Raw genomic sequence first — 23,119 nt, 5'->3', positions numbered from 1 at the left:
GTGGCGGAAATCTTGGGATCGCCGCACACGGTCACACGTCTTCATGGTTGAAGATGGTGTAAGTGTGCCCTGTGACTCCGGAATTTGTGTCTCAAGTTGGTCACGTTACGACGACGCTACGGCGGCGATGCGAGAAATACCCCGAATAGCCTTGTAGCGCAGGCGTGTAGCGGCTGGGAAATCACCCTCTGCCTGCATAGTGCAAGACCCTGCGTGGGCTCTTACTCCCCCGCGAGCGCCTCAATCAGGCTCTTGGGGCGGATATCTGACCAGTTCTGCTCCACGTACTCCAGGCAGTCCGCGCGGCTTGCCTCACCGAAGACCACCCGCCAGCCGGACGGCGTGTCGGCGAAGGTCGGCCAGAGGCTGTGCTGGTTCTCGTCATTGGCGAGCACCACGAAGGTGGCGTTGTCGTCGTCAAAGGGGTTGGCGCTCATCATGTCTCCTTCTCAGGGGATACGCGGACGGGCTGACGGTGGAACCCAACACCCGATCGGATAGCAGCCCCAAGCAGCTCAGGTTCGGGAATCCGGGGCCCTGGGTGAGTCCGGACAGGTTCGGCAGGAACAACTTAGGGGTGACGTCTGTGACGGACAGGTCATAACCTATCGCCTCCTGCAGCCGCTCCGAAGTCAGGGGCCCGCCCAGGCCGAGTTCGAGCAGATCAAGCGCGTCCTGGCTGAACAACGGTGCGAACCACAGCGAGTCGGCGCCGGAGCCGTCGATGACGAGATCAAACCCGTGGACCGTCTCGAGGTTCTCGCTTCCTCGGTTGGTGGACAACGTCAGCCGGATCTGCCCCTGCCTGCCCACCGCGTGGGCGACGCGGCCCCGCAGGTGGTGGATGCGGTCATCGGCCAGCAACGCCTCCTGCACGTTCGACGAAAACACCCCCCGGTCCGTGCGGGCCAAGGCATCACGACGTTCGGCCAGCGTGAGGGCCGGCCAGTTGGTCGGATCGGAGAACAGCGAGTTCTCGAAATACCCCTCGCCGCGCGTGAACAGCGTCGCCTGGGGGGAGATGACGGTGATGCTCGAGACCCGGTGCCGGAACAGCTCATTGAGCATCGCGGCGGCCGTCTCACCGCCGCCGATCACCGCGACCCGCTCCGCGCTGATCCGGTCGTGATTGGCGGCGCGGTCCCAGAACTGGGCGATCGAGAGGACGCGCGGATTGCCCGGAAGCAAGGACTTTTCGGCCTGGCCGGGCCCGGTGATCATCAACGCGTCGGCGTGCACGGTGGTCTCGTGGGTGTGGATCGCCCAGCGGTCCCCGGTGACGGCCAGCCGTTCGACCTCGCCGTGCACCACATTCATGCCCACGTGGTCGGCGACCCAGCTCAGATACTGGCTCCACCGCCGATGCGGCGGCGCCGGCCTGCCGCGGTCGATCCACTCGGCGAACGACGCCGTGGCGATCAGGTAGGACTGCCAGCTGTAGCGGGTCATCCGCTCGTCCAGCTCGGCGTTGCGGCGCGGCACCAGCGCCGAGCGGTAGGGAAAGCCGACGTCCTTTTCCGGGCTGGTGCCCAGCCGGTGCGCACCGTCCGTCCAGCCGCCGCTGGCCTGCCAGTTCGCCGCGACGCCGATGCGTTCCACGGCGACCACGTCCGGAACCTCGACGCCCATGTCGCGCAATACCGACGCCTTGGCGGCGACGGCCACCGCCTTGGCGCCGGCGCCCACGATCGCGAGTGTGCTCATTTCACCACCTCCCGCAGTGAATCGATCCAAAGTCCTTGCAGCGCGGTGATGTCCGCGTCGGTGAGAATGTCGGGCAGCGCGCGCCACTGCGCCGCCAGCACCCGCTCCCCGCCGTATGTCAGCACCATCGCCGCGATGGTGAGCTCGTGGCGCACCGCCAGCTCGGGTTCGGGCACCGGCGACACCCCGGCGAGCAGCTCACGGTCGAGCGTCAGCCCGGTGCCGCCGTCGGTGTGGGCGGCGCCAAGGTAATTCAGCAACAGTTGCGGCGGCGCGAAGCCGGCGAGCCGCTCGGCGGTGTCGTCCCGCAGGTAGCGCAGCAACCCGAAGTCGAGTCCATCGCCGGGGATCGCGGCCAACTTCTCCGCCACCTTGTGCGGGTCGTCGGAGTCCAGCCGCACCGGGTAGATGGAGCTGAGCAGGCCCACCGTGTCGCCGGTGTCGATGGCGTGCGCGCCGGGACCATCGACCAAACTGTCCGCGCGGCCGTGGGTTTCGAGCGCCAGCAGCGGAGGCGGGGTCGCCTGACCGCGGAGCCGGCGCCAGCTGGTCACCGTCGCCGCGGTGGCGGCGACCAACAGCGTGGGCAACGCCAGACCCGAATTCAGCAGCCGGCGGGTGAGGTCGGCGTCGGTCGCGACGTTGCGGACGATCAGATCGCGGGCCCGATCGCGGTCCGGGTCGAGCCGCCGAGCGCCGAGGTCGGGGTCGTCGCCGCCCAACTCCGACGCCCAGTACGGCGCGGTGTCCAAGGCGTGCGCCCGCGCGGTGAGCGCCTCGGCCCAGCGCCGATAGCTGGTGTGTTCCCGTACGGGGGCCGGTGCGTGACCGGTCGCCGCCGCGGTCAGGGCGGCACCGAGTTCACCGAGGATCACCCGCCACGACGCCGGGTCCAGCGCCACGACATGCGCGGCCAGCAGCAGCACGCTCTCGCCAGCCGGGGGCCGCAGCCACACCGCCGCCAGCAGCGTTCCCCGTTCGGGGTCCAACCGGTCGACGGCCCGGGCGACGTGGGCCGGTACCACCGCGGCCAGCTCTTTATCCACCTCAACTTCTTCGAGTGCACCCAAGACGTCGGCGTCCGGCACCGGAACCAAGGTCATCGTGGAGCGGTCCACCCGGGTGCGCAGCACCTCGTGGCCGTTGATGATGCTTGCCAGCGCGGCGTCCAGCTGTTCGCGGCGCAGCGTCTCGGGCAGCCGGATGGCCTCGGTCTGGGCGAGCCGGCGCGGGTTGCCGTGCTCGTAGAGCCATCGGCCGTTGGGCAGCAACGGCATTGGCCCGGTTGCCTCGTCCACCTGCTGGGTGGCGGCCGCCGTTTCCGAGTCGATCGCTTCGGCCAGTTCGCGGATGTTGGTGCAGTCGAGGATGAGACGGGCGCGCAGCGCCATTCCGCGCGCCCGGGCCGCCTGCACCACCGACAACGCCACGATGCTGTCCAGTCCTAGCTGCAAAAAGTCCGCGGTGACGTCGACGCTCGGGTGCCCGAGCAGTTCGGCGAGCAGGTCGGCCAGCGCGGATTCCGTGGCGGTCTCGGGTGTTGCCGCGCCGCCAGCGGATTCGGCGACGTCGAAGGCGGCCAAGGTGGACTCGTCCAGTTTTCCGTTGGGGGTCAACGGGATTTCGTCGACCAAAACGATGCGCTGCGGCACCATGTAGCGCGGCAACCGGGTGCCGAGCATGGCCCGCAGTTCGGTGGCCGTCGGCTTGGCCCCCGTGGTATCGGTGGTCGCCACGTACGCGGTCAGCCGCGGGGCTCCCCGGTGCTGATGTACCAGCACGCCGGCGTGCCGGACGGCGGGATGCGATTCGAGGGCGGCGGCGATCTCCCCGGGCTCGACGCGGTGGCCACGGATCTTCACCTGGGCGTCGGCGCGACCGATGTATTGCACTGTGCCGTCGGGCAATCGGCGCACCAGGTCGCCCGTGCGGTACATCCGCTGCGCGGGCGCGAAGGGGTCGGCGACAAAGCGCGCCGCGGTCTCCCCCGCGCGGCCGATGTAGCCGCGGGCCAGCTGGGCGCCGCCCAGGTACAGTTCGCCCGTCGCGCCGCACGGCACCGGGCGCAGCCCGGAATCCAGCACGTATCCGCGGGTGTGCCGGGTCGGTCGGCCGATGCAGGGCTCGTCGTGCTCGGCGATCGCGGCGACCACCGCCTCGACCGTGGTCTCGGTCGGCCCGTAGCAGTTGTACGCCGTCATCGACGTGGCGTTGCACGCCTCGCGGATTCGGTCCCAGGCGGCGCTGCCGAGCGCCTCTCCCCCGAGCGCCAACACCGTCAACGGCACGTCGGTCAGCAGGCCGAACGCCTGCAGCTGGGCGAACATCGACGGGGTGGTGTCGATCATGTCGATGCCGTGCTCGGCGATCAGCGCGACCAGCGCCTCGGCATCGGTCTGGGTCTGCTCGTCGACCACATGCACGCCATGGCCGTCCAGCAGGGCGACCAACGGCTGCCAGGCGGCGTCGAAGGCGAACGACCACGCGTGGGCGATGCGCAGCGGTCTGCCCAGTCTTGCGGCAGCGGGCCGCAGCACGCGGTCCAGATGGTCATCGGCGTACGCCCCCACCGCGCCATGGGTTCCGATGACGCCCTTGGGTTCTCCCGTGGTGCCCGAGGTGAACACGACATACGCGGCCCGCTCGGGCGCGACGTCGACCGGCGTGAAGTCGTCGTGCGGCCGGCCGGCCTCGAGGAGCTGTGCGGTCAGCTCGTCGTCCAGGACGATCGACGCGCCGGATTGGCGCAGGATCGAGGTGACCCGCTCCGGGGGCATCCCCGGCACCAGCGGCACGCACATGCCGCCCGCCTTGAGCACCGCGAGTATCGCGACGACGTACTGCGGACCGCGGAAAAGGCTTATGGCGACCGGTGTTTCGGGCGCGACGCCCTTGCGGGCGAGCTCGGCGGCCAGTCGGGTGGACCGGTCATCCAGCTCGCGATAGCTCAGCGTGCCACCCGCCCAGCTGACCGCCGGGCTGTCGGGCGCGCTGGCCACGACGTCGGCGAACCGCGCGTGAATGCTCCGCGGTGACGTCGCGGCGGGCGCCCCGGCGGCACGCAGCGGGGCAACCTCGTCGTCGAAGAGGACGCTGATCTCGCGCAGCGGTCGCGCCCAGTCCCGCAACAGCCGCTCGGCGGTGGACAGCACCCGACGACCGAACGTGGCCGCGGGAATGGCGCCCAGCGCGCCGTCGATCACTTCGATCAGCACCACCAGCTCGCCGGCGTCCATGTGGGCGGCGACGGCGATCGGGAAATGCGACAGGGTTTGCAGGGCGGACGGCCGGAATGTCGCACCGCCGGCGGTCAATTCGCCACTGGAGGACAGCCCGTTCATCGGGAAGTTCTCGTAAACCAGCAGGGTGTCGAACATCTCCCCGACGCCGCCGAGGGCACGCAATTGGGCGTGCCCGAGATAGCTGTGCTCGCGCAGCAGGGCGGCGTCGCGCTGCACGGCGCGGCATTGTTCGCCGGCGCTGGCGGCCGGGTCCAGCCGCACCCGCAGGGGCACGGTGTTGATGAACAGACCCACCATGGTCTCGACGCCGGTCAGTTCGGGCGGCCTGCCGGACACCGTGACCCCGAAAACCACATCGTCGGTGTCGGTGAGCCGGGACAACACCAACGCCCACGCCATCTGCATCAGGGTGTTGACGGTGATGCCACGCGAACGGGTCTCGTCGACCAACCGCGCGGTGGCCTCGGCCGGCAGGCGCAGTTCGGTGGTGCGCGGCAACGCCGTCTGCTGTCCCTGCGTCGTCTCCACCGAGCCCAGGGCGGCGGCCAGCAGGGTGGGGCCGGGCAGGCCGGCGAGGTGCCGGCGCCAGACCTGCTGGCTGGCCTCCGGGTCGCGACTGGCCAGCCAGCCGATGTAATCGCGGTACGGCCGCGGCGCCACGGGCAGCGCCGACAGGTCGCCGCCCGCCTGGTACAGGATCATCATCTCGTTGATGAACACCGGCATCGACCAGCCGTCGATCACGATGTGATGGGCGGTGAGCACCAAACGCCATTGCGCGCCCGGCAATTCGATCAGCAGGAAGCGGATGGCCGGCCCGTGTTCCAGGTCGAAGGGCCGGCGGCGTTCGCCGGTTTCCAGCGCCGGCACGTCCTCGCGCGCGGCGCTGACGGATCGCCACGGCAACTCGACGCGGGACGGCACGATCTGCACCGGCCGCGGGATGCCGCGGCTGAAGAAGCTGGCCCGTAGGTTCGGGTGGCGCACCAACATCTTCTCCGCGCACTCGCGTAGCAGCGCGACGTCGAGTGCGCCGGAGATGTCGGCGGCCATGCCGATCACGTACGGGTCGTCCGCGGCTTCGCCGTCGGCGAACTCGGCGAGCGTGGTCAGCGAGTACAAGCCCTCCTGCAGGGGGCTCAGCGCCATCACGTCCTCGATGTCGGGCGCGACGTCGGTGTCGGCGGCCGTCATGTCGTGCCCTCACGTGACGACGACCAAAGTTGGGTCACCGCAGCCAGATCCGTGGACGAGAGGCCGGAGGTGCTCATCGGCTCGAAACGGACGTCGGCCGCCTGGTCGTCCCGCTCGGTGTCAGCCTGCCCGTTCCCCAGAGCGTCCACGGCGGCGGCCAGCTGCTGCACCGTCGGATTCTCGAAGATCATGCGCGGGCTCACGGCCAGGCCGACGGCGCGCGCCCGCGAGGCCAGCTGCACGGACAGGATGCTGTCGCCGCCGAGGGCGAAGAAGTCGTCGAAGCGCCCCACTTCGGGGGTCGAAAGCAGTTCGGCGAACACCTTGGCCAGCGCCCGTTCGGTGTCCGTGCGCGCCGGTTCGGTCAGGCCACCGGTGCTGACCGCCGGGAGCGGCAGCCCGGGCCGGTTCAACTTGCCGGACTCAGTCTTGGGCAGGACGTCGAGAACGGTCAGCGACGACGGCATCATGTAGCCCGGCAGGGTCGTGGCGATCGCGGCGCGCACCTCCCCCGCGAACGCCGCCTTGTCGACGTCATCGACGATGGGCCGTTGGGGCACAACATATCCGGCCAGCGACGTGCCGCCGTGCACCTCCCAGGTGCGCGCGGCCGCGGCGGCGACGCCGTCGGCCGCCGCGAGGGCCGCCTCGACCTCGGCCAACTCGACCCGGAAGCCGCGGACCTGCACCTGGTGGTCGGAGCGTCCGACGAATTCCAGTTGGCCGTCCTCGGTCCACCGAGCCAGGTCACCGCTGCGGTACAAGCGCGAACCGGGCTCCCCGCCATAGGGGTTGGCGACGAACCGCGTCGCGGTCAGGGCGGGCCGTTTCCAGTACCCGCGCGCCAGCTGGTCACCGGCGTAGTACAGCTCGCCCACCACGCCGACCGGCACCGGACGCAGCCCGTCGTCGAGGAGGTAGGCCTGCGCGCCCGGGACCGGCTTTCCGACAAGCGGATTCGGCAGGCCCAACGGCCCGCGGGAAACCGCGCCGGAGGTCTCGGTGGAACCGATGTTGTTCAGCAACTCGGTCGCACCGTCGTCGGCGCACACCGACACCAGCCGTTGCAGCAGCGACGTGCTGACCGGCTCGCCACCGCACACCAGCCGCGACAGCGCGCGCACGGCGTCGGGCCGGCTGTCCACCAACGCCGAGACCAGGCTGGGCACGGCGGTCACCTGGGCGACCGAATACCGGGTCATCAACTCCCCGAGGGCCTCGGGGTCGCGGTGCTCGTCGTCGTCGGCCAGGATCATGGTCGCACCGGCGGCCAGGCCGGCCAGCATCTCCATCCCGCCTTCGAGGAAGGTGATCGACGCCTGCGCCAGCCGCACATCCTCGGTCCTCGGCGGGTAGTGCCGCAGCTGCCAATCCAGCCGGGCGGCCATCGAACGATGGGTGCCCACCGCGCCTTTCGGCTTGCCGGTCGATCCGGAGGTGAACACCAGATACATCGGGTCGTCGGGATGGGGCCGCGGCAAATCCCGCGACTGGGGATCGACGTCATCGCGGTCCACCAGGTCGCGCACGTGGGGATCGTCCAGCGAAATCAACTCGACTCCCGCAACGTGTGGCATGGTCGCCACCGCTTCGGTCGTTGCGACCACCACCGGCGGCGCGACGTCGTCGAGCATGAATTGCTTTCGCGCCAAGGGGTAACCGGGGTCGATGGGGAAGTAACCGGCGCCGGCCTTCATGATGGCCACCAGCGTCACGACCAGGTCGATGCTGCGGCGGGTCGACAGCCCGACCAACGCGCCCGGCCCCGCCCCGTTCTTGGCGAGCAGCGCGGCCAGGTTGTCCGAACGGCGGTGCAGCGCAGGGTAATCGATCCGCTCGTCCCCGCAGCGCACCGCGATCCGATCCGCGTCCCACGCCCGACTCGGTTCCAGCAGCTCGGGTATGGTGCGCGGCCTGTCGTGCGGTGCCGGCGCGCCGCGGCTCCAGTCCTGCAGGATGCGGTGCTGTTCTCCCGCATCGATCAGCGCAACGTCGCGCAGGCTCAAGTCGAGATCCTCGGCGAACGCGGCGACCGCCCGCGACAGCCATTGCGCCAACCGCTCGATGGTCGTTCTGGCGTAGAGCTCGGTACGGAAGATGACATTGCAGTTGTAGCCGACGTCGTCGGTGCCGTCGGTGCCGAAGAAGTTGACGCTGAGGTCGGCGTGGGCCATGTCGAAGATGGGGTCCAGCGACGTGCACACGGTGTCGCGTCCATCGCCGCCCGCGGGGGCGGTTTCGATGACCCGCGTGGCGGACAGGTGATCCCGGACGTGCACGACGACCTGGAACAGCGGGTTGCGCGACAGCGAGCGCACCGGGCTGACACTGTCGACCACCCGGTCGAACGGCAGGTCTTGGTGGGCGTAGGCGGCCAGGGCCGTCTCGCGGGCCCGTTTCAGCAGTTCGCGCAGCGTCGGATTGCCGTCCATGTCGTTGCGCAGCACCAGGATGTTGACGAAAAAGCCGATCAGTTGGTCCAATTCGGCTTCGGTGCGGCCGGCGACCGGGGTGCCCAACGGAATGTCCACGCCGCCACCGGCCTTGTGCAGCACCACTGCCACAGCCGTTTGCAGCAGCATGAATTCGGTGATGCCCAGCTCGCGGCACAGCTCGCCGAGCTTGGCGCGGGTGGCCGAGTCGATCTGGAAGTCGACGGATTCGCCCTCCCCGCTGGGCACCGGCTGGCGGGGGAAGTCCGGGCGCAACCCGGTGTCCTCCGGCAGCCCGGCCAGCTTGCGGGTCCAGTACTCCCGCTGCTCGGCGGCGATAGCGGACTCCTGGCCGCTGGCGTCCCCCAAAAACGTGCGCTGCCATGCCGCGTAGTCGGCGTACTGCACGCGCAGCGGCGCCCAGGACGGCGCTTCGCCACCGCGTCGGGCCCGGTAGGCCGTCATCACGTCGGAGAACAGCACACCCGCCGACCAATGGTCAGAGGCGATGTGGTGCACGACCACCGACAGCACGTGCTCGTCCGCGTTCTCGGTGCGCAGCACCGCGACCCGGATCGGCAGTTCCGAGTCCAGCTCGAAGCAATGGCGCCGCTCGATGTCGAGCTGCTCTTGCAGCCACGCCTCGCCGACGCCCTCCGCGCGGCGCACCGGAACCTCGACCCCGACCGGGCCCACAACCTGATAGGGCACGCCGTCCAGCTCGACGTAGCTGGTGCGCAGGATTTCGTGCCGCGCGAGGACATCGCCGACGGCGGCGATCAGCGCGTCGACGTCCCACGGACCGGTCAGCTTGGCCGCGAAGGGAATGTTGTTGACCGGGCTGGGCCCGTCCAGGCGGTAGGCGAACCAGCTGCGCAGCTGCGACGCCGACAGCGGCATCGGCTCGTCGTGTGCGGTTGCGATCAGCCTGGGGCGCGACTGCGTCAGTTGGCCCGAGCTCAGCTGGTCGATCCGCTCCGCCAGCAGGCCCACGGTGGCGAGCTCGAACACGTCGCGGATGCCGAGTTCCACACCGCACTCCGCGCGGATCGCGGTGACCAGCTTGGTGGCGACCAGCGAGTGGCCGCCCAGATCGAAGAACGAGTCGTCGACGCCCACCCGCTCGTGTCCGAGCAGCCCCGAGAACAGCTGGGCGACCCGGATTTCGGTGGGGGTCGTCGGGTCGCGGTACTCGGTGCCGGCCGCCAGTTGCGGTTGCGGCAGCGCGGCGCGGTCGATCTTTTGATGGGCGGTGATGGGGATCTCGTCGAGCACCACGTAGGCGGCAGGGGTCATATAGTCCGGCAGCGCGGCGGCCACCCGGGCGCGGATGCGTTCGACGTCAACGGTTTCCGTGCCGGCGCCCTCGGCCGGAGTCACGTATCCCACCAGGCTCTTGCCCAACTGCGGCAGGTCCATGGCCAGGACGACGGCTTGCCCGACACTGGGGTCGACCGAGATGGCGGCGGCGATCTCGCCCAGCTCGATGCGGAAGCCGCGGATCTTCACCTGCTCGTCGGCGCGGCCGACGAACTCGATGTCGCCATTGGCGTTACGCCGGGCCAGGTCGCCGGAGCGGTACATCCGCCCGCCCGGGGTGAACGGGTCGGCGACAAAGCGCTCGGCCGTCAGCTGCGGCCTGCGGTGGTATCCGTGCGCGACATGTGTTCCGGCGATGTAGATCTCACCGATCACCCCGGCAGGGACGGGCCGCAGCGCGTTGTCGAGCAGGTACACCTGGGTGTTGATCTTGGGCCGGCCGATCGGCACTATGCGCGTGCCCTGGGCGCCTTCCACCGGGTAGCTGGTGCAGTTCACGACCGTCTCGGTCGGTCCGTAGAAGTTGTGCAGCGACGCGTCGAAGGTGGCGTGGAACTTGTCGGCGATCTCGCCGGGCAGGGCCTCCCCGCCGATGGGCACCCGCCGCAACGTGCGCCACTGGCTGACACCGGGTAACGACAGGAAGAGTCCCAGCAGCGACGGCACGAAGTGCATCGACGTAATGCCTTCGCGCGCCAGAAGATCGGTGAGGTAGCCGATGTCGCGCAGTCCGTCCGGGCGCGGAATCACCAGCCGGGCACCCATGATCAGGGTGCCGAAGATTTCGCCCATCGACACGTCGAAACTGGGCGACGCGACCTGCAGCAGCCGGTCGGTCTCGTCGATCCGGTACTCGTCGCCGAACCAGACGAAGTACTCGGCGATGGGCGCGTGGGGCACCGGCACGCCCTTGGGCAGTCCTGTCGAACCCGAGGTGTAGATCAGGTACGCGGTGTTCTGCGGGCTCAGCGGCCGCAGCAACGCGGTGGGCGCCGTGGTCGGATAGCTCTCCAATCCGGAAACCGGTTCGCGCAGCACCAGTTTGGCGTCCGCATCCCCGAGAATGAAACTCAGCCGGTCCTCCGGGTAGGTGGGATCCACCGGAAGGTAGACGCCACCGGCTTTGAGCACGCCCAGCGCGGTGATGACCAGTTCGGGTGACTTGTCCAGCAGGACCGCGACGCGATCCTCGGTGCCGATTCCTTGCTCGATGAGCCAGTGCGCCACGCGGTTCGACTCTTCATCGATTTCGCGGTAGGTGTAGGCGCGCCCTTCGTAGACGACCGCAACGGCGTCGGGCGTGCGCGCCGCTCGCCGGCTGACCAGCTCGGACAAGGTGCTCGCCGGGGTGACGAATTCTTCACCGGTCGACACGGACCGCAGCCACTCGGCGTCTTCGTCATTCATCAGCGCGCACGCCGACAGCGTCACGTCGGGGTCGGACAGCACGCTGTCCAGCACGGCGGCGTAGTGGCGCAGCAGTTGCTGCACCAGCTGCTGATCCAGCACCTCGACGAGGTACTCGGCCTCGATGACGCCGCCGCCCAGGCCATCCGGCGTGCGGTTCAGCTCGACCATCAGACTCAGCGGCAGCTGGTTGAAATGACCGCGCAACTCGGCGCGCTCGCAGCGCACGCCCGGCGGGCAAAAGCCGGCGCCGTCGGGCTCCCGCTGTCCGAAGCTGACCCGGGTCATCCGGTCCGCGCCGTGCCGGCGGTCCGGATTCGACTCACGCACCAGCCAATCCAGGTCGGCGCGCGAATGAGCGAAGGCGCCCACCGCGCCGTCCCGGGTCTGGGCCAGCAGTTCGCGGAACGTCTGGTGTGGCCGCGGCCGCAGCCGGACCACCACGGTGTTGCCGTAGTACCCGATGACATCCTCGGTTCCCACCCCGCGGTTCAGCACCGGGGCCGCGAACAGGAAGTCCGTCGACTGGGTGTAGCGGTGCACCAGGGCGCCGAACGCGGCCATCAACACCATGTAGGGCGTGGCGCCCGTCTCGCGGGCCAGCGCGGCCGCCCGGTCGACGACGTCCGCCGACAGCGGCGCGGTCGCGCGTTGCGCGCGCCAGGTGCTGGGCACCACCGACCCATTGGGGCCGGGAAGTTCCAGCGGCTCCGGCAGATCGGCCATCAGCGGCCGCCAGTAGTCCAGATCGGCCTGACGGATCGCGGTCGGGTCGGTGGCAAGATCTGGCAGCGCCGGCGCCGCGGCGAAGCCGTCCGGGTCGGTGTACGCACGGGTCAGGTCGGCGAAAAACGGCGCCCACGAGCCGTCGTCCCAGGCGATGTGATGCGCGGTGATCAGCATTATCAGCTCGTCGGCGCCCAGGTGCGCCACGGTGACGCGCAGGGGTGAATCCTTGCTCAGGTCGAACGGACGGCGAAAGTCCCGCTGCGCCAGCACATCCAGCCGCAACCGGCGGGCTTGATCGGCCAGCCCGGACAGGTCGTGCTCGGACCATTCGGGGTGTAGGTCGTCGCGGACGACGGGCCGCGGGTCGCCCTCACCGTCGGTGTCATACGTCGTATGCAGTACGGGGTGACGCGCGGCGACGGCATCGACGGCGCGATGTAGCCGAGCGGCGTCCACGGCGCCGAGGAGGCGATAGGAGACGCAGATGTTGAGCAGCGCGCTGTCGGGATCGACCGACTGCACGAACCACATCCGGTGCTGGCCGGCGGAGATGCGCGGCTCGTCGTAGGTGGCGACGGAAGCCGCGCCCGTCGGCCTGGCCAGGCCGCGTTCAGCGAGCTTGCGGCGCAGCAGTTCCAAGCGTTCCTCGTCGAGACGGGCGCCGGCGCCGGTGGTGTCTGTCACGCTAGGAGTCCAACCTTTCGAGCATCGCGAGCGTTGAGTGGTGCGCACCGTTGGCGGCGCCGGTGCGCTCGATGGGCGGCGGCGTGGGGCCACCGGGTGAGTCGGCGCGCAGCGCGTCGATCAGCTCGTTGACGGTGATGCCGCCGAGCATGCGGGCCACCGGAACCGAATTCCCGACCGTCCGCCGCAGCCGCTTACGCAAATCGAGGGCGAGCAACGAGTCCACCCCAAGGTCGATGAGGGAGGTGCCCGGGTCGATCGACAGCGAATCACCCAGATGCAGCGTCGCGGCCAATTCGGCCCGTACCACCTCGGCGAGCGGCTTCGCGACGGCGACGTCTTCCTGTGCGCCGCCGTCACCGCTGTGCGAAGCACTGAACGGCATTGGCATTCCCTGGCTTTCGAAGAACACCTGAAGCCGGTCGAAGTCGGCGTCGAAAATCAGCGGGTCGCCGTCGTAGCGGTGCAGGCTGGCCTCGATCGCGGCCTCCGGCTCCATCGCCACCAGGCCCGAGCGTTCGGTGCGGGTGATCTCGTTGCCGACCACCACCCCGGCGCCCTGCCACAGCCCCCACCGGATCGCCGTACAGTCGCGGCCGTCGGCCCGCAGCTGGGCGGCCAGCACATCGAGCATCCGGTTGGACGCCGCGTAGGCCGCGTGGCCGTAGCCGCCCCAGGTCCCGAACACCGACGAGCAGGCGAGGATTCGGCAGTCCGGCCGCAGCGGCCAAACCTCGGCCATCAGCGCCAAACCGCGGACCTTGGCATCGCACACCGCCGCAACATCGACACCGGTGAGGTCGGCGCGCGAGCGTGCCTGCGCGATGCCCGCGGTGTGGATCAGCAGCGACGCCCCCGAACCCGCGTGCGTGGCGGCCACGGAGGCCAGTGCGGCGCGGTCGGTGATATCGCATTGCGGGGCACGCACTTCGGCGCCGTGGCCGTCGGCGAGCTCGCGCAGCGCGGCCGGGTCCACGCCGGTGCGGCTCAACAGGGTGACGGTCCGCGCCCCGCGTTCGAGGCAGTACCGCGCGTACTGCAGGCCGATCGCCCCGCTGCCGCCGGTGATCACCACGTCGTCCAGGGCGGCGGCGTCGAGGGGCCGGCTGGTCGCCGATTCGCGGCATTCGCGGAATGACCAGACGTGGCTTCGAACATGGCTCAGCGGCGGTTCGCCGCCCCGCAACGCCACCTCGGCAGCCTCGCCCGAAAGCACGTCGGCGACGGCCCGCGCGGTCGCGGCGTCCACATCTGCGCGCTCGAGGTCGAGATGTCCGAAGGCCTGGTCGGGGAATTCGAACCCGACGCTGCGATGCATCGCCGCCAGGGCCGCCTGCGCCGGCGAGACGTGGGTGTCGTCTCGATCGACCTGTTCGGCGCCGACGGTCAGCAGCCAGACAGCCCGGCATCGCGGGCCGATGAGCGCGGGGTAGTCGGGTAGGCCGGCATCGGGACGGGCGGCGATCTGCTCGATGGCGGCCGTGGCGTCGTGCTCGTCGAGACGTGGCGCCACGATTGCCAGGACCTCCGCCTCGTTCGGCGCCACCACGCGGCAGTCGCCTTGCGCCGCAACGGCATCGGCGAGCGAACGGGCGAGAGCGTCCGTACCGAAGAAGCCGATGTCGGGACGTGTCGCAACGGTGTGCAAGGTGGCGTGCTGCCAGTCCTCGACGGCCACGGTCGGCGCGGGCGGTGAGGCCGCTTCGGTCACCCGTTCCGGCGCCGCCCAGAGGTGCACCGCGCGCATCGGCGCGTTCGGGAAGCCCCGCAGCGGCGGCTGATCAGCGTTCGGGACGGCATCGGCCCACCGGCAGCCGGGGTCGGCGGCCGCGACCGCGGCGATACTCGCCGAGAGCGACTCGGTGACCGGCCGCTCGCGGTGGCCCGAGCCGACGACAACCGACTCGTCGCCGACGATGTCGCCCAGCGGATAGAGCAGTGAGGGGTGCGCCGAGAGCTCCACGAACGTGTCGGCCCCGCAGGCGCGGGCGTACTGCACGGCAAGATCGAAGCGCACGGTGCCGCAGAGGTTTTCATACCAATAGTCCGAGAAATCGGTCCCTTCGCCCAACTCGGCACCGCGGGTGGAACCGACGAAGCGCACCGGCCCGTCCCGGAACGCCGACCGCGGCGTCAGCTCGGCCAGGCTGGCACGCAATGGCCGCAGCGCACTGGTGTGGCCCGGATAGTCGACGGACAGTTGATGGGTGAACACGTCGCGCTGTTGCGCCAGGCGCACCGCGGCGGCCACCGCGTCGTGATCGCCGGCGACCACGGTCGACGACGGGCCGTTGACCGCCGAGACCTCCACCCAGCCGGGCGCCTCGGCCAGCAGCGACTCGGCGACGTCGAGGCCGGCGCCCAGCACCGCCATCGCGTAACGGCCCGTCAGCCGGCCGACCACGGTGGCGCGGGCGACCACGAGGGCGACGGCGTCGGGCAGCGAGATCGCCTCCGCCACATAGGCCGCCGCCACCTCGCCGAGGCTGTGGCCGATGGTGATATCGGGCAGCACACCGCAGCATCGCCATGCCTCGGCCAGGCTGACCGCGTGGGTGAACTGCGCTCCCTGAATTTCGGGGCGTGACCAGCTACGCTCTTCCTTCCCCACCAGATATGGCAGCGGAGAGGCGAATCCGGCGACGACGAACTCTTCGGCGCACCGGTCGGCCGCCTCCCGGTAGGCGGGCAGCTCCCGGTAGGCGCCGGCGCCCATCGCCTGCCATTGATTTCCCTGGCCGGGGAACACGAACGCGATGCGCGGCGGCGTGGTCTTCGCGGAATGCGTGACCAGCTCCTGTTCCTCGCCCCGCGCGATCGCCGCCAGCCCGGCGGCCAGCTCGGCGGCGTCGGCCGCGCGCAGCACGGCGCGGTGCCGGCGGGGGCGCCGCAGCCGCAGCAGGGTGGATGCGATCGCGGCGGTCGCGTTCGGCGAATCGATGCGGCCCAGGTAATCGAGGATCGCCGCGGCGTCCCGGCGGATCAGCTCCGGGTCGTGGGAACTGAGCAGCACCGGGATGCGCCCGTCCGGCAGATGATGGGTGAGCATCACGCCACCTCGGGAACGGAGACAATCAGATGCGCGTTGGTGCCGGCGATCCCGAACGCGGACGCCGCGGCGATGCGCTGCCCGTCGGTCGCGGGCCACGGTGTCAGGGTCTGCGCCAGCCGCAAACCCTGTTTGTCCCAGTCGATTTCGGGGCTTGCGTTGTCGGCGTGCAGCGTGGGCGGGACGGCCCCGTGTTCGGCGGAGACGAGCACCTTGGCCAGTCCCAGCGCGCCGGCGGCGGCCAACGAGTGGCCCACGTTGGACTTCACCGACCCCAGCAGCGCCCCGGCGCCGGCCTCGGTGTCGCCGTAGGTTTGTGCCAGCGAGCGCAATTCGGTGCGGTCGCCGAGCCGGGTGCCGGTGCCGTGCCCCTCGATCATGCCCACCTCGGCGGGCTTGATCCCGGCCTGGGTGATGGCCCGCTGGAAGAGGCGGACCTGGGCGTCGCCACTGGGGGCGCTGAGCCCGGCGCTGCGCCCGTCCTGGTTGATGGCGGTGGCGCGCACCTCGGCCAGGATCCGGCGGCCGGCGCGCACCGCGGTCGATTTGCGTTGCAGCACAAACATCGCCGCCCCCTCGGCCCACACGGTTCCGCTGGCCTGCGCGCTGTAGGGGCGGCAGTAGCCGTCATCGGAGAGGGCGTGTTGTTTGGAAAACTCGACGAAGAACCCCGGTGAGCCCAGCACATTGACCCCGCCCGCGATGGCCATGTCGCAGTCGTCGTTCTGCAGGGAACGCACCGCGACGTGGAAGGCCACCAGCGCGGACGCGCACGAGGAATCCAGGGTCAGTGCCGGGCCGGCCAATCCCAGCGTGTAGGCGATGCGGCCCGAGATGACGCTGAGGGCGGTCCCGGCGAGCAGATGGCCGCTGTGTTCGGAGAACCTGGCCATCTCGGGCCCGTAGCCCGTGGCGGAGGCGCCCACGAAGCACCCCACGTCGTGGCCGGCAAGGTCGTCGGGATTGATGCCGCTGTTTTCCAGGGCGCGCCAGGCCACGCGGAGCGACACCCGCTGCTGCGGGTCCATCACCACGGCCTCGCGGGGCGAGATACCGAAGAATTCCGGGTCGAATGTGGTTGCCCCGCTGAGGAATCCACCGCGATCGTGAATCTCCTTGAAACCGCTGCGGCGCGAGCCGGCGAGCAGTTCGCGCACGGCCCACCCGCGGTCGGTGGGAAAGGGTCCCAGCGCCTCCCGGCCGTGCACCAGCAGATCCCAGTAACCTTCGGCGTTTTCGATGCCGCCGGGCGCTTCGACACCCATTCCCACGATCACCACGGGGTCGACGCTCTTGGCGTCATACGCATCGTTCGACATCGGTATCACCCGGCATTCACCTGCGCGGCGACCGCGTCGACATGGTCGTAGACGTAGAAGTGCCCGCCCTCATACAGCGACACGGCGAAGGATCCGGCGGTGTGTCTTTCCCACTGACGCAGCACACCGGTCCCGATGCGGTGGTCGTCATGGCCACCCAACACGTGGATGTCGGCGCCGATGCGGACGTCGGGGCTCGGGTCGTAGCGGTTGAAGGCCTGGTAGTCGGCGCGCACCGCGGTGGTCAGTAGTTCCGAGAACTCTTCGTCGGCAAGCAGTTCCGGGTCCGTGCCGCCCAAATCGGCGATGTCCGCCAGCAGCCCGTCGTCGCTGGTCGGCAGTTCGGGCATGTCGGCGACGACGCACGGCGGCGGACCCGCCGATACCCAGAGTTTGCGGACGGCCGCACCGTGCGTCTCGGCGACGCGGGCGAATTCGAAGGCGACGACGGCACCCATGCTGTGGCCGAACAACGTCAGCGGTGCGACGCTGGGCCATGGTGCGGCCTGGAAGAGGCCGGCGGCCAGGTCGTGCACGCTTTCGTGTGCGGGCTCGCTGAGGCGGTCGGCCCGCTGTGGATACTGCACGACGTAGGTGTCGCCACCGGCGGCCAGCGCCGCCGCCAGCACCCGATAGCTCGCGGCGGCCGCACCGGCATGCGGGAATACCACCGTGGCGCCCGCACGGCGGTCCGCCGACCCCTCGTTGCGGCCCCGGGTCAGCTTGATCCAGGACGGGAACGTGGAAGACACGGTGATCAGATTATTCAATGTCATTGCACCGTTTACGATTTCGCGGGTTGCTGAGAGGCCGCCAGAACCGATTCGGCGTCCATGCCGATAACCTCCAGATATAGCTCGGCGACCTGGTCAAGCCGGCCGGGGTCGCGCTCACCGGCCCCGAGGACCGCGGCCAGCGACGACACGGTCCGGTTGGCGAAGATGTCGGCGACCATGATGTCCGGCGCGTCCAGCCAGGCCCGAATTCGCGCCACCGCCTGTGTGGCCAGCACCGAGTCACCGCCGAGGGCGAAGAAGTCGTCGTCGATACCGATGTTCTGCCGGCCGAGCAGGTCGCCCACGATCATGGCCAGCGCGGATTGAAGTGGCGTCGACGGCGCGCGGTGGCCCGGCCGCTGCGATTGCGAAACGGCGCCTTCCAATTCGCGCGCCACGGCGCGCCGGTCAAGCTTGCCGGCATCGGTGAAACCGATCCGCTCCACGACCGTGATGTGGCGCGGGATCATGTGTGCGGGAACGAGGTCGGCGAGAGCCTGCCGGATTCCCTCGGCGGTCACGGTGGCGTCGTCCGCGCACACCTGCGCGGCCAGCACATCGGATTCCCCGGACACGGCGATCAACGCGGCCACCGCCGTGCGCACCCCCGGCACGCGCCGCAACGCGGTCTCGATCTCGCCGAGCTCGACGCGGTACCCGCTGATCTTGACGCGGTGATCGGCGCGGCCGACGAATTCGAGGGTGCCGTCGGGCCAGTAGCGGACCAGATCGCCGGTGCGATACCAGATTCGGCCGTCGTGTTCGACGAAGCGTTCGGCGGTGAGATCGGGGCGTCCGCGGTAGCCGCGCGCGATGCCGCGGCCGGACACCCAGTACTCGCCGGGCACCCAGTCGGGACAGTCGGCGCCGGTGTCGTCGACGACGCGGCAGGCGTTGTTGGGCAGCGGGACGCCGAAGGGCAGCGCCGTCCAGTCGTCGGGTATCGGCTCGGTCACCTCGAAAATGCTGTTGTGCACCGGGGTTTCGGTGGCTCCCCCGAGGCCGGCGAACCGGAGGTTGGGGGCTTCGGCCCGTAGCCGGCGCACCACCTCGGGGCGCACCCAGTCGCCTCCGGTGGGCACCACCCGCACCGAGGACAGCCGCCCGCGGCCGACCTCGACCAGCATCTCGAGCCAGCCGGGCATGAAATGCAGCACGGTGACCTGGTGGGCGTCGATGAGCCGGGCCCAAGCGTCGGGATCACGTCGCTGGGCTTCGTCGACCACGACGATGGAGCCGCCGGTGCGCAGGGTGACGAACACGTCCATGACCGAGATGTCGCCCTCGAGGGTCGACAGGGCCAGGCATCGATCCGCGGGGCCGATGTCGAAGTGGCGGCCGATGAATTCCACGGTGTTCATCGCTGCATCGTGAGTGACCTCGACGCCTTTGGGTTCGCCGGTGGAGCCGGAGGTGAACAACACGTAGGCGAGCGCGGCGGGATCGACTCTCGCTGAAGTGATCTCGGTGCTCGCGGGCGCGCCGCCGAGGATGTCGGCGAGCACCACCTCGGGCACCGGCATGGACAGGCGTTGTCCTCCGCACACCACGGCCAGGCTCACCCCGCCGGACTCGAGAATGCGCTCGGCGCGGTCGCGTGGCTGGTCGACGCCGATCGGCAGATAGACGGCACCGACGGACAGGATGCCCAGCAGCGCGGGAATCTGCTCGGCGGTTTTGCGGCCCATCACCGCGATGGTGTCCCCGGCGGTGACGCCGGCCGCACGCAGCGCGGCCGCCACGGCCAGCGCCTGGTCGCGTAGCTGCGCGTAGCTGAGGTCACCGGAACTGGCGAAGACCGCCGGCGCATCGGGTCGCCGCTCGGCTTGCCGAAAGAACCCGTCGTGCAAGGCTTCTCCGCTCGGTTCGGCGGTGCGGCCGTTGGCCGCCTCGCGTACCGCGCGCTGAGCCTCGGGCAGCGCCGGGGGGCCCGGCGCCTCCCAGGCTTCGTCGGCGGAGGCCAGCCGGAGCAGCTCGTCGATGTGATGCGCGAACATCGCGTCGATGACGCCGGCGGGGAAGACGCCTTCGCGCACATCCCAATTCACCAGGACGCCGCCGTCGAATTCGGTGACTTGCGCGTCCAGCAGCACCTGCGGCCCCTGGGAGATGATCCATCCCGGTGTGCCGAATTGGCCGGTCACGTCGGAGCTGAACAGCTCGCCGAGTCCGAGAGCGCTGGTGAAGACGACGGGCGCGAGCACCTGGCTGCCGCGATGACGGCTGAGGTCACGAAGGACCGACAGACCGGGATAGGCCGAATGGGCGGCGGCGGTGCGCATCGCGTCCTGCACCACCTGGGCCCGTGCCGCCGCGGTGTTCGCGCGGGTGAGGTCGACGTCGAGCAGCAGCGAGGAGGTGAAGTCACCGACCAAGGAGTCGACGTCCGGGTGCAGCGCCTGGCGCCCGAACAGCGGAACGTTCAGCAGGAAGCGCGAGGTGGTCGACCAGCGCGCCAGGGTGTTGGCGAACCCCGCGGCCAGCGCCATCGCCGGGGTGAACCCGCGGGCCTGGGCGCGCGCGAAGAGCGCATCGCGGGTGTGCGGGTCCAGCCAGTGCCAGCGCCGGGTGCTTTGGTTCTCGGCGCGGCCCGCGGTGATCGGCAGGGCGGGCGGGTCTGGCAGCTCGGGAAGGCGCTGCGCCCACCAGGCGCGGTCCGCGTCGCGGGCCGGTTGCGGCCGCGCGTCCTCGGCCTCGATGGCCTGGCGGTACTGCCGGTAGGTGTAGTGCAGTTCGGGCAGGTCGCGTCCGAGGTAGAGCGCCGCCAGGTCGGCCATCAGGGTGCGATAGCTCATCGCGTCGGCGGCCTGCATGTCCAGGTCGACGTGCAGCCGCGACCGTTCGGCCGGCAGCAGCGTCACCGCGAGCTCGAACACCGCGCCGTCGAGCTGCTGGTGTGATTTGGCGGCGCGGATGGCGGCGAGCCGCCGGTCGGCCTCGCCGGTGCTCCGCTCGCGCAGGTCCTCGACGTGGACCGGGAAGGGGCCGAACTCGTCGGCCGGGGCGATGCGCTGGGTGCCGTCGGGCAGGAACCGCACCCGCAGCATCGGATGGCGCCGTGCCAGCGCGGTCGCCGCGGCGCGCAGGCGTTCCGGATCGATTCCTCCGCCGTCGAATTCGACGTAGAGGTGTCCCGCGACGCCGCCGAGCTGCTGGTTTTCCTGGCGGCCGACCCACATCGCGTGCTGCATCGGGGCCAGCGAAAAGGGCTCGTCCTCCCCGGACCGCGCAGCGTCCGCGGGTGCATCGGCGGGCCCGGCCGGCCGATCAGCGCTCGGCTTGCCAGCGTTGACCAATTCCGCCCAGGCCTCGACCGTCGGCGTTTCGGCGAGCGTGGCGAAGTCGACGGCGATGCCCTGGCGGCGCCAGCGCCCGGCCAGGGTCATGATCCGGATCGAGTCCAGGCCCTGACCGATGAGGTTGCTACACGGCTGAACTGCATCGACGTCGACGCCGAGGAGTTCGGCCACCTCCGCCCGGATGTCCTCCGAGCGTGCCGGGGCGTGCACCACAGACCCTCCCTGAATTAGCACAGGCTGCCCTAATTTTTTGGTTACCCTATCCTTACTCGGTGCATCCCCGCTACTAAGCCCCCGTCTAAGGAGCCATGACCCCGAACACAACGCCGCCGGCCGGAGTCCTCGACGGGTTCGTGCCCTTCCCCGCTGATCGCGCCGCCGCCTACCGGGCGGCCGGTTATTGGGCGGGACGGACGCTGGACACGATCCTGACCGACGCGGCCCGGCAGTGGCCCGATCGAACCGCGGTGCGCGACGCCGTGGGCGGTACCCGCTTCAGTTATGCGGACCTCGACGACCAGGCTAACCGCGCCTCCGGCGGGCTGCGGGCACTGGGTATCGCGCCGGGCGACCGGGTGCTGCTGCAGTTGCCGAACAGCTGCCAGTTCGCGGTGGCCTTGTTCGGGTTGCTGCGGGCGGGGGCGGTCCCGGTGATGTGCCTGCCGGGACACCGGGCCGCCGAGCTTGGGCATTTCGCCGCGGTCAGCGCGGCCACCGGTCTGTTGATCGCCGATACCGCGGCGGGTTTCGACTATCGCACGATGGCGCTCGGCCTCATCGAGGAACACCCAACGCTGCGGCACGTCATCGTCGACGGCGACCCGGGGCCGTTCACCTCGTGGGCGCAGTTGTGCGAGCAGGCGCCCGGCCCGCCGTCCTCGGCCGACCCGGGATCGCCTGCGCTGCTTCTGGTTTCCGGCGGGACCACGGGCACACCCAAGCTCATCCCCCGCACCCACGACGATTACGTGTTCAACGCGACGGCCAGCGCCGAACTCTGCCGGCTCACCTGCGATGACGTCTATCTGGCGGTGCTGTCGGCCGGCCACAATTTTCCCCTCGCCTGTCCCGGCCTGCTCGGCGCGATGACGGTGGGCGCCACCACCGTCTTCGGCACCGATCCCAGCCCCGAGGCGGCCTTCGCCGCCATCGACCGCCATGGCGTCACGGTCACCGCCCTGGTGCCGGCCCTGGCCAAACTGTGGGCGCAGGCCTGCGAGTGGGAAACGGTGACTCCAAAAACCTTGCGGCTCTTACAAGTCGGTGGCGCCAAGCTGGAGTCCGAGGACGCCCGCCTGGTGCGCACCGCCTTGACGCCGGGCCTGCAGCAGGTGTTCGGGATGGCCGAGGGGCTGCTGAACTACACGCGCCCCGACGATCCGCCCGAAGTCACCGAGCACACGCAGGGCCGGCCGTTGTCCGCCGCCGACGAACTGCGCGTCGTCAATGCGGCGGGCGAGCCCGTGCCCCCCGGCGAGGAAGGCGAATTGCTGGTCCGCGGACCCTACACGTTCAACGGCTACTTTCGCGCCGAGCGCGACAACGAGCGCTGCTTTGACGCGCAAGGCTTCTTCCGCAGCGGTGATCTGGTCCGGATCACCGACGACGGCTACGTCGTGGTCACCGGCCGCGTCAAAGACGTCATCTGCCGCGGCGGCGAAACCATCTCCGCGGCGGACCTCGAGGAGCAGATGCACAGCCACCCGGCGATCTTCTCGGCGGCCGCGGTGGCGCTCCCCGACCCCTATCTGGGCGAGAAGATCTGTGCGGCAATCGTTTTCGACGGCCCTGAGCTATCGCTCGCGGAGCTTAACGGCTACCTCGACGGGCGTGGCGTGGCCGCGCACGCGCGTCCCGACGTCTTGGTTCCGATGACCACGCTGCCCACCACGCCGATCGGCAAGATCGACAAAAAGGCGATCGCCGGCCAGATTTCGGCGCGCTAGCACCACGCCGTGCGTATG

At 70.1% G+C, this 23,119-nt stretch carries 9 protein-coding genes; 1 reads left to right on the top strand and 8 read right to left on the bottom strand.

The window, feature by feature from the left end; genetic code table 11:
- Nucleotides 1-221: 221 nt before the first annotated feature.
- From K883_RS17570 to K883_RS17535, 8 genes are read right to left on the bottom strand one after another with little or no spacing between them, the layout of a single operon-like run.
- On the bottom strand, nt 222-437 hold the full coding sequence (locus K883_RS17570) for an MbtH family protein (RefSeq protein WP_008255573.1): 216 nt from the start codon (nt 435-437) through the stop codon (nt 222-224).
- Nucleotides 418-1,704 carry an NADPH-dependent L-lysine N(6)-monooxygenase MbtG gene (gene mbtG, locus K883_RS17565; RefSeq protein WP_008255571.1) on the bottom strand — a complete coding sequence of 429 codons (1,287 nt, stop codon included), beginning with the start codon at nt 1,702-1,704 and terminating at the stop codon, nt 418-420. The genes K883_RS17570 and mbtG overlap by 20 nt, the downstream gene beginning before the upstream one ends.
- Nucleotides 1,701-6,140: a non-ribosomal peptide synthetase gene (locus K883_RS17560; protein WP_036455082.1), complete on the bottom strand. Its 4,440-nt coding sequence runs from the start codon at nt 6,138-6,140 to the stop codon at nt 1,701-1,703. The genes mbtG and K883_RS17560 overlap by 4 nt, the downstream gene beginning before the upstream one ends.
- Nucleotides 6,137-12,712 carry a non-ribosomal peptide synthetase gene (locus tag K883_RS17555; protein WP_036455081.1) on the bottom strand — a complete coding sequence of 2,192 codons (6,576 nt, stop codon included), beginning with the start codon at nt 12,710-12,712 and terminating at the stop codon, nt 6,137-6,139. The genes K883_RS17560 and K883_RS17555 overlap by 4 nt, the downstream gene beginning before the upstream one ends.
- A gap of 1 nt (nt 12,713) precedes the next feature.
- Nucleotides 12,714-15,761 (bottom strand): mycobactin polyketide synthase MbtD, encoded by a 3,048-nt coding sequence (gene mbtD / locus K883_RS17550; RefSeq protein ID WP_036455080.1) that lies wholly within the window; start codon nt 15,759-15,761, stop codon nt 12,714-12,716.
- A complete protein-coding gene (locus tag K883_RS17545; RefSeq protein ID WP_081914394.1) occupies nt 15,761-17,080 on the bottom strand; it encodes a beta-ketoacyl [acyl carrier protein] synthase domain-containing protein in 1,320 nt (439 codons plus the stop codon). The genes mbtD and K883_RS17545 overlap by 1 nt, the downstream gene beginning before the upstream one ends.
- Before the next feature lie 5 nt (nt 17,081-17,085).
- A complete protein-coding gene (locus K883_RS17540; RefSeq protein WP_009976231.1) occupies nt 17,086-17,856 on the bottom strand; it encodes a thioesterase II family protein in 771 nt (256 codons plus the stop codon).
- Between the two features lie 8 nt (nt 17,857-17,864).
- On the bottom strand, nt 17,865-21,368 hold the full coding sequence (locus tag K883_RS17535; protein WP_036455077.1) for a non-ribosomal peptide synthetase: 3,504 nt from the start codon (nt 21,366-21,368) through the stop codon (nt 17,865-17,867).
- Nucleotides 21,369-21,463: 95 nt separating this feature from the next.
- Here K883_RS17535 and K883_RS17530 point away from each other — a divergent pair, with 95 nt between their 5' ends.
- Nucleotides 21,464-23,101, top strand: coding sequence for a (2,3-dihydroxybenzoyl)adenylate synthase (locus K883_RS17530; protein WP_036455076.1), 1,638 nt, complete (start codon nt 21,464-21,466; stop codon nt 23,099-23,101).
- Nucleotides 23,102-23,119 lie beyond the last annotated feature (18 nt).

It is taken from the genome of Mycobacterium sp. TKK-01-0059, assembly GCF_000709305.1.
GTDB lineage: Bacteria > Actinomycetota > Actinomycetes > Mycobacteriales > Mycobacteriaceae > Mycobacterium > Mycobacterium intracellulare.
This window is presented reverse-complemented; position numbering and strand designations above follow the sequence as displayed.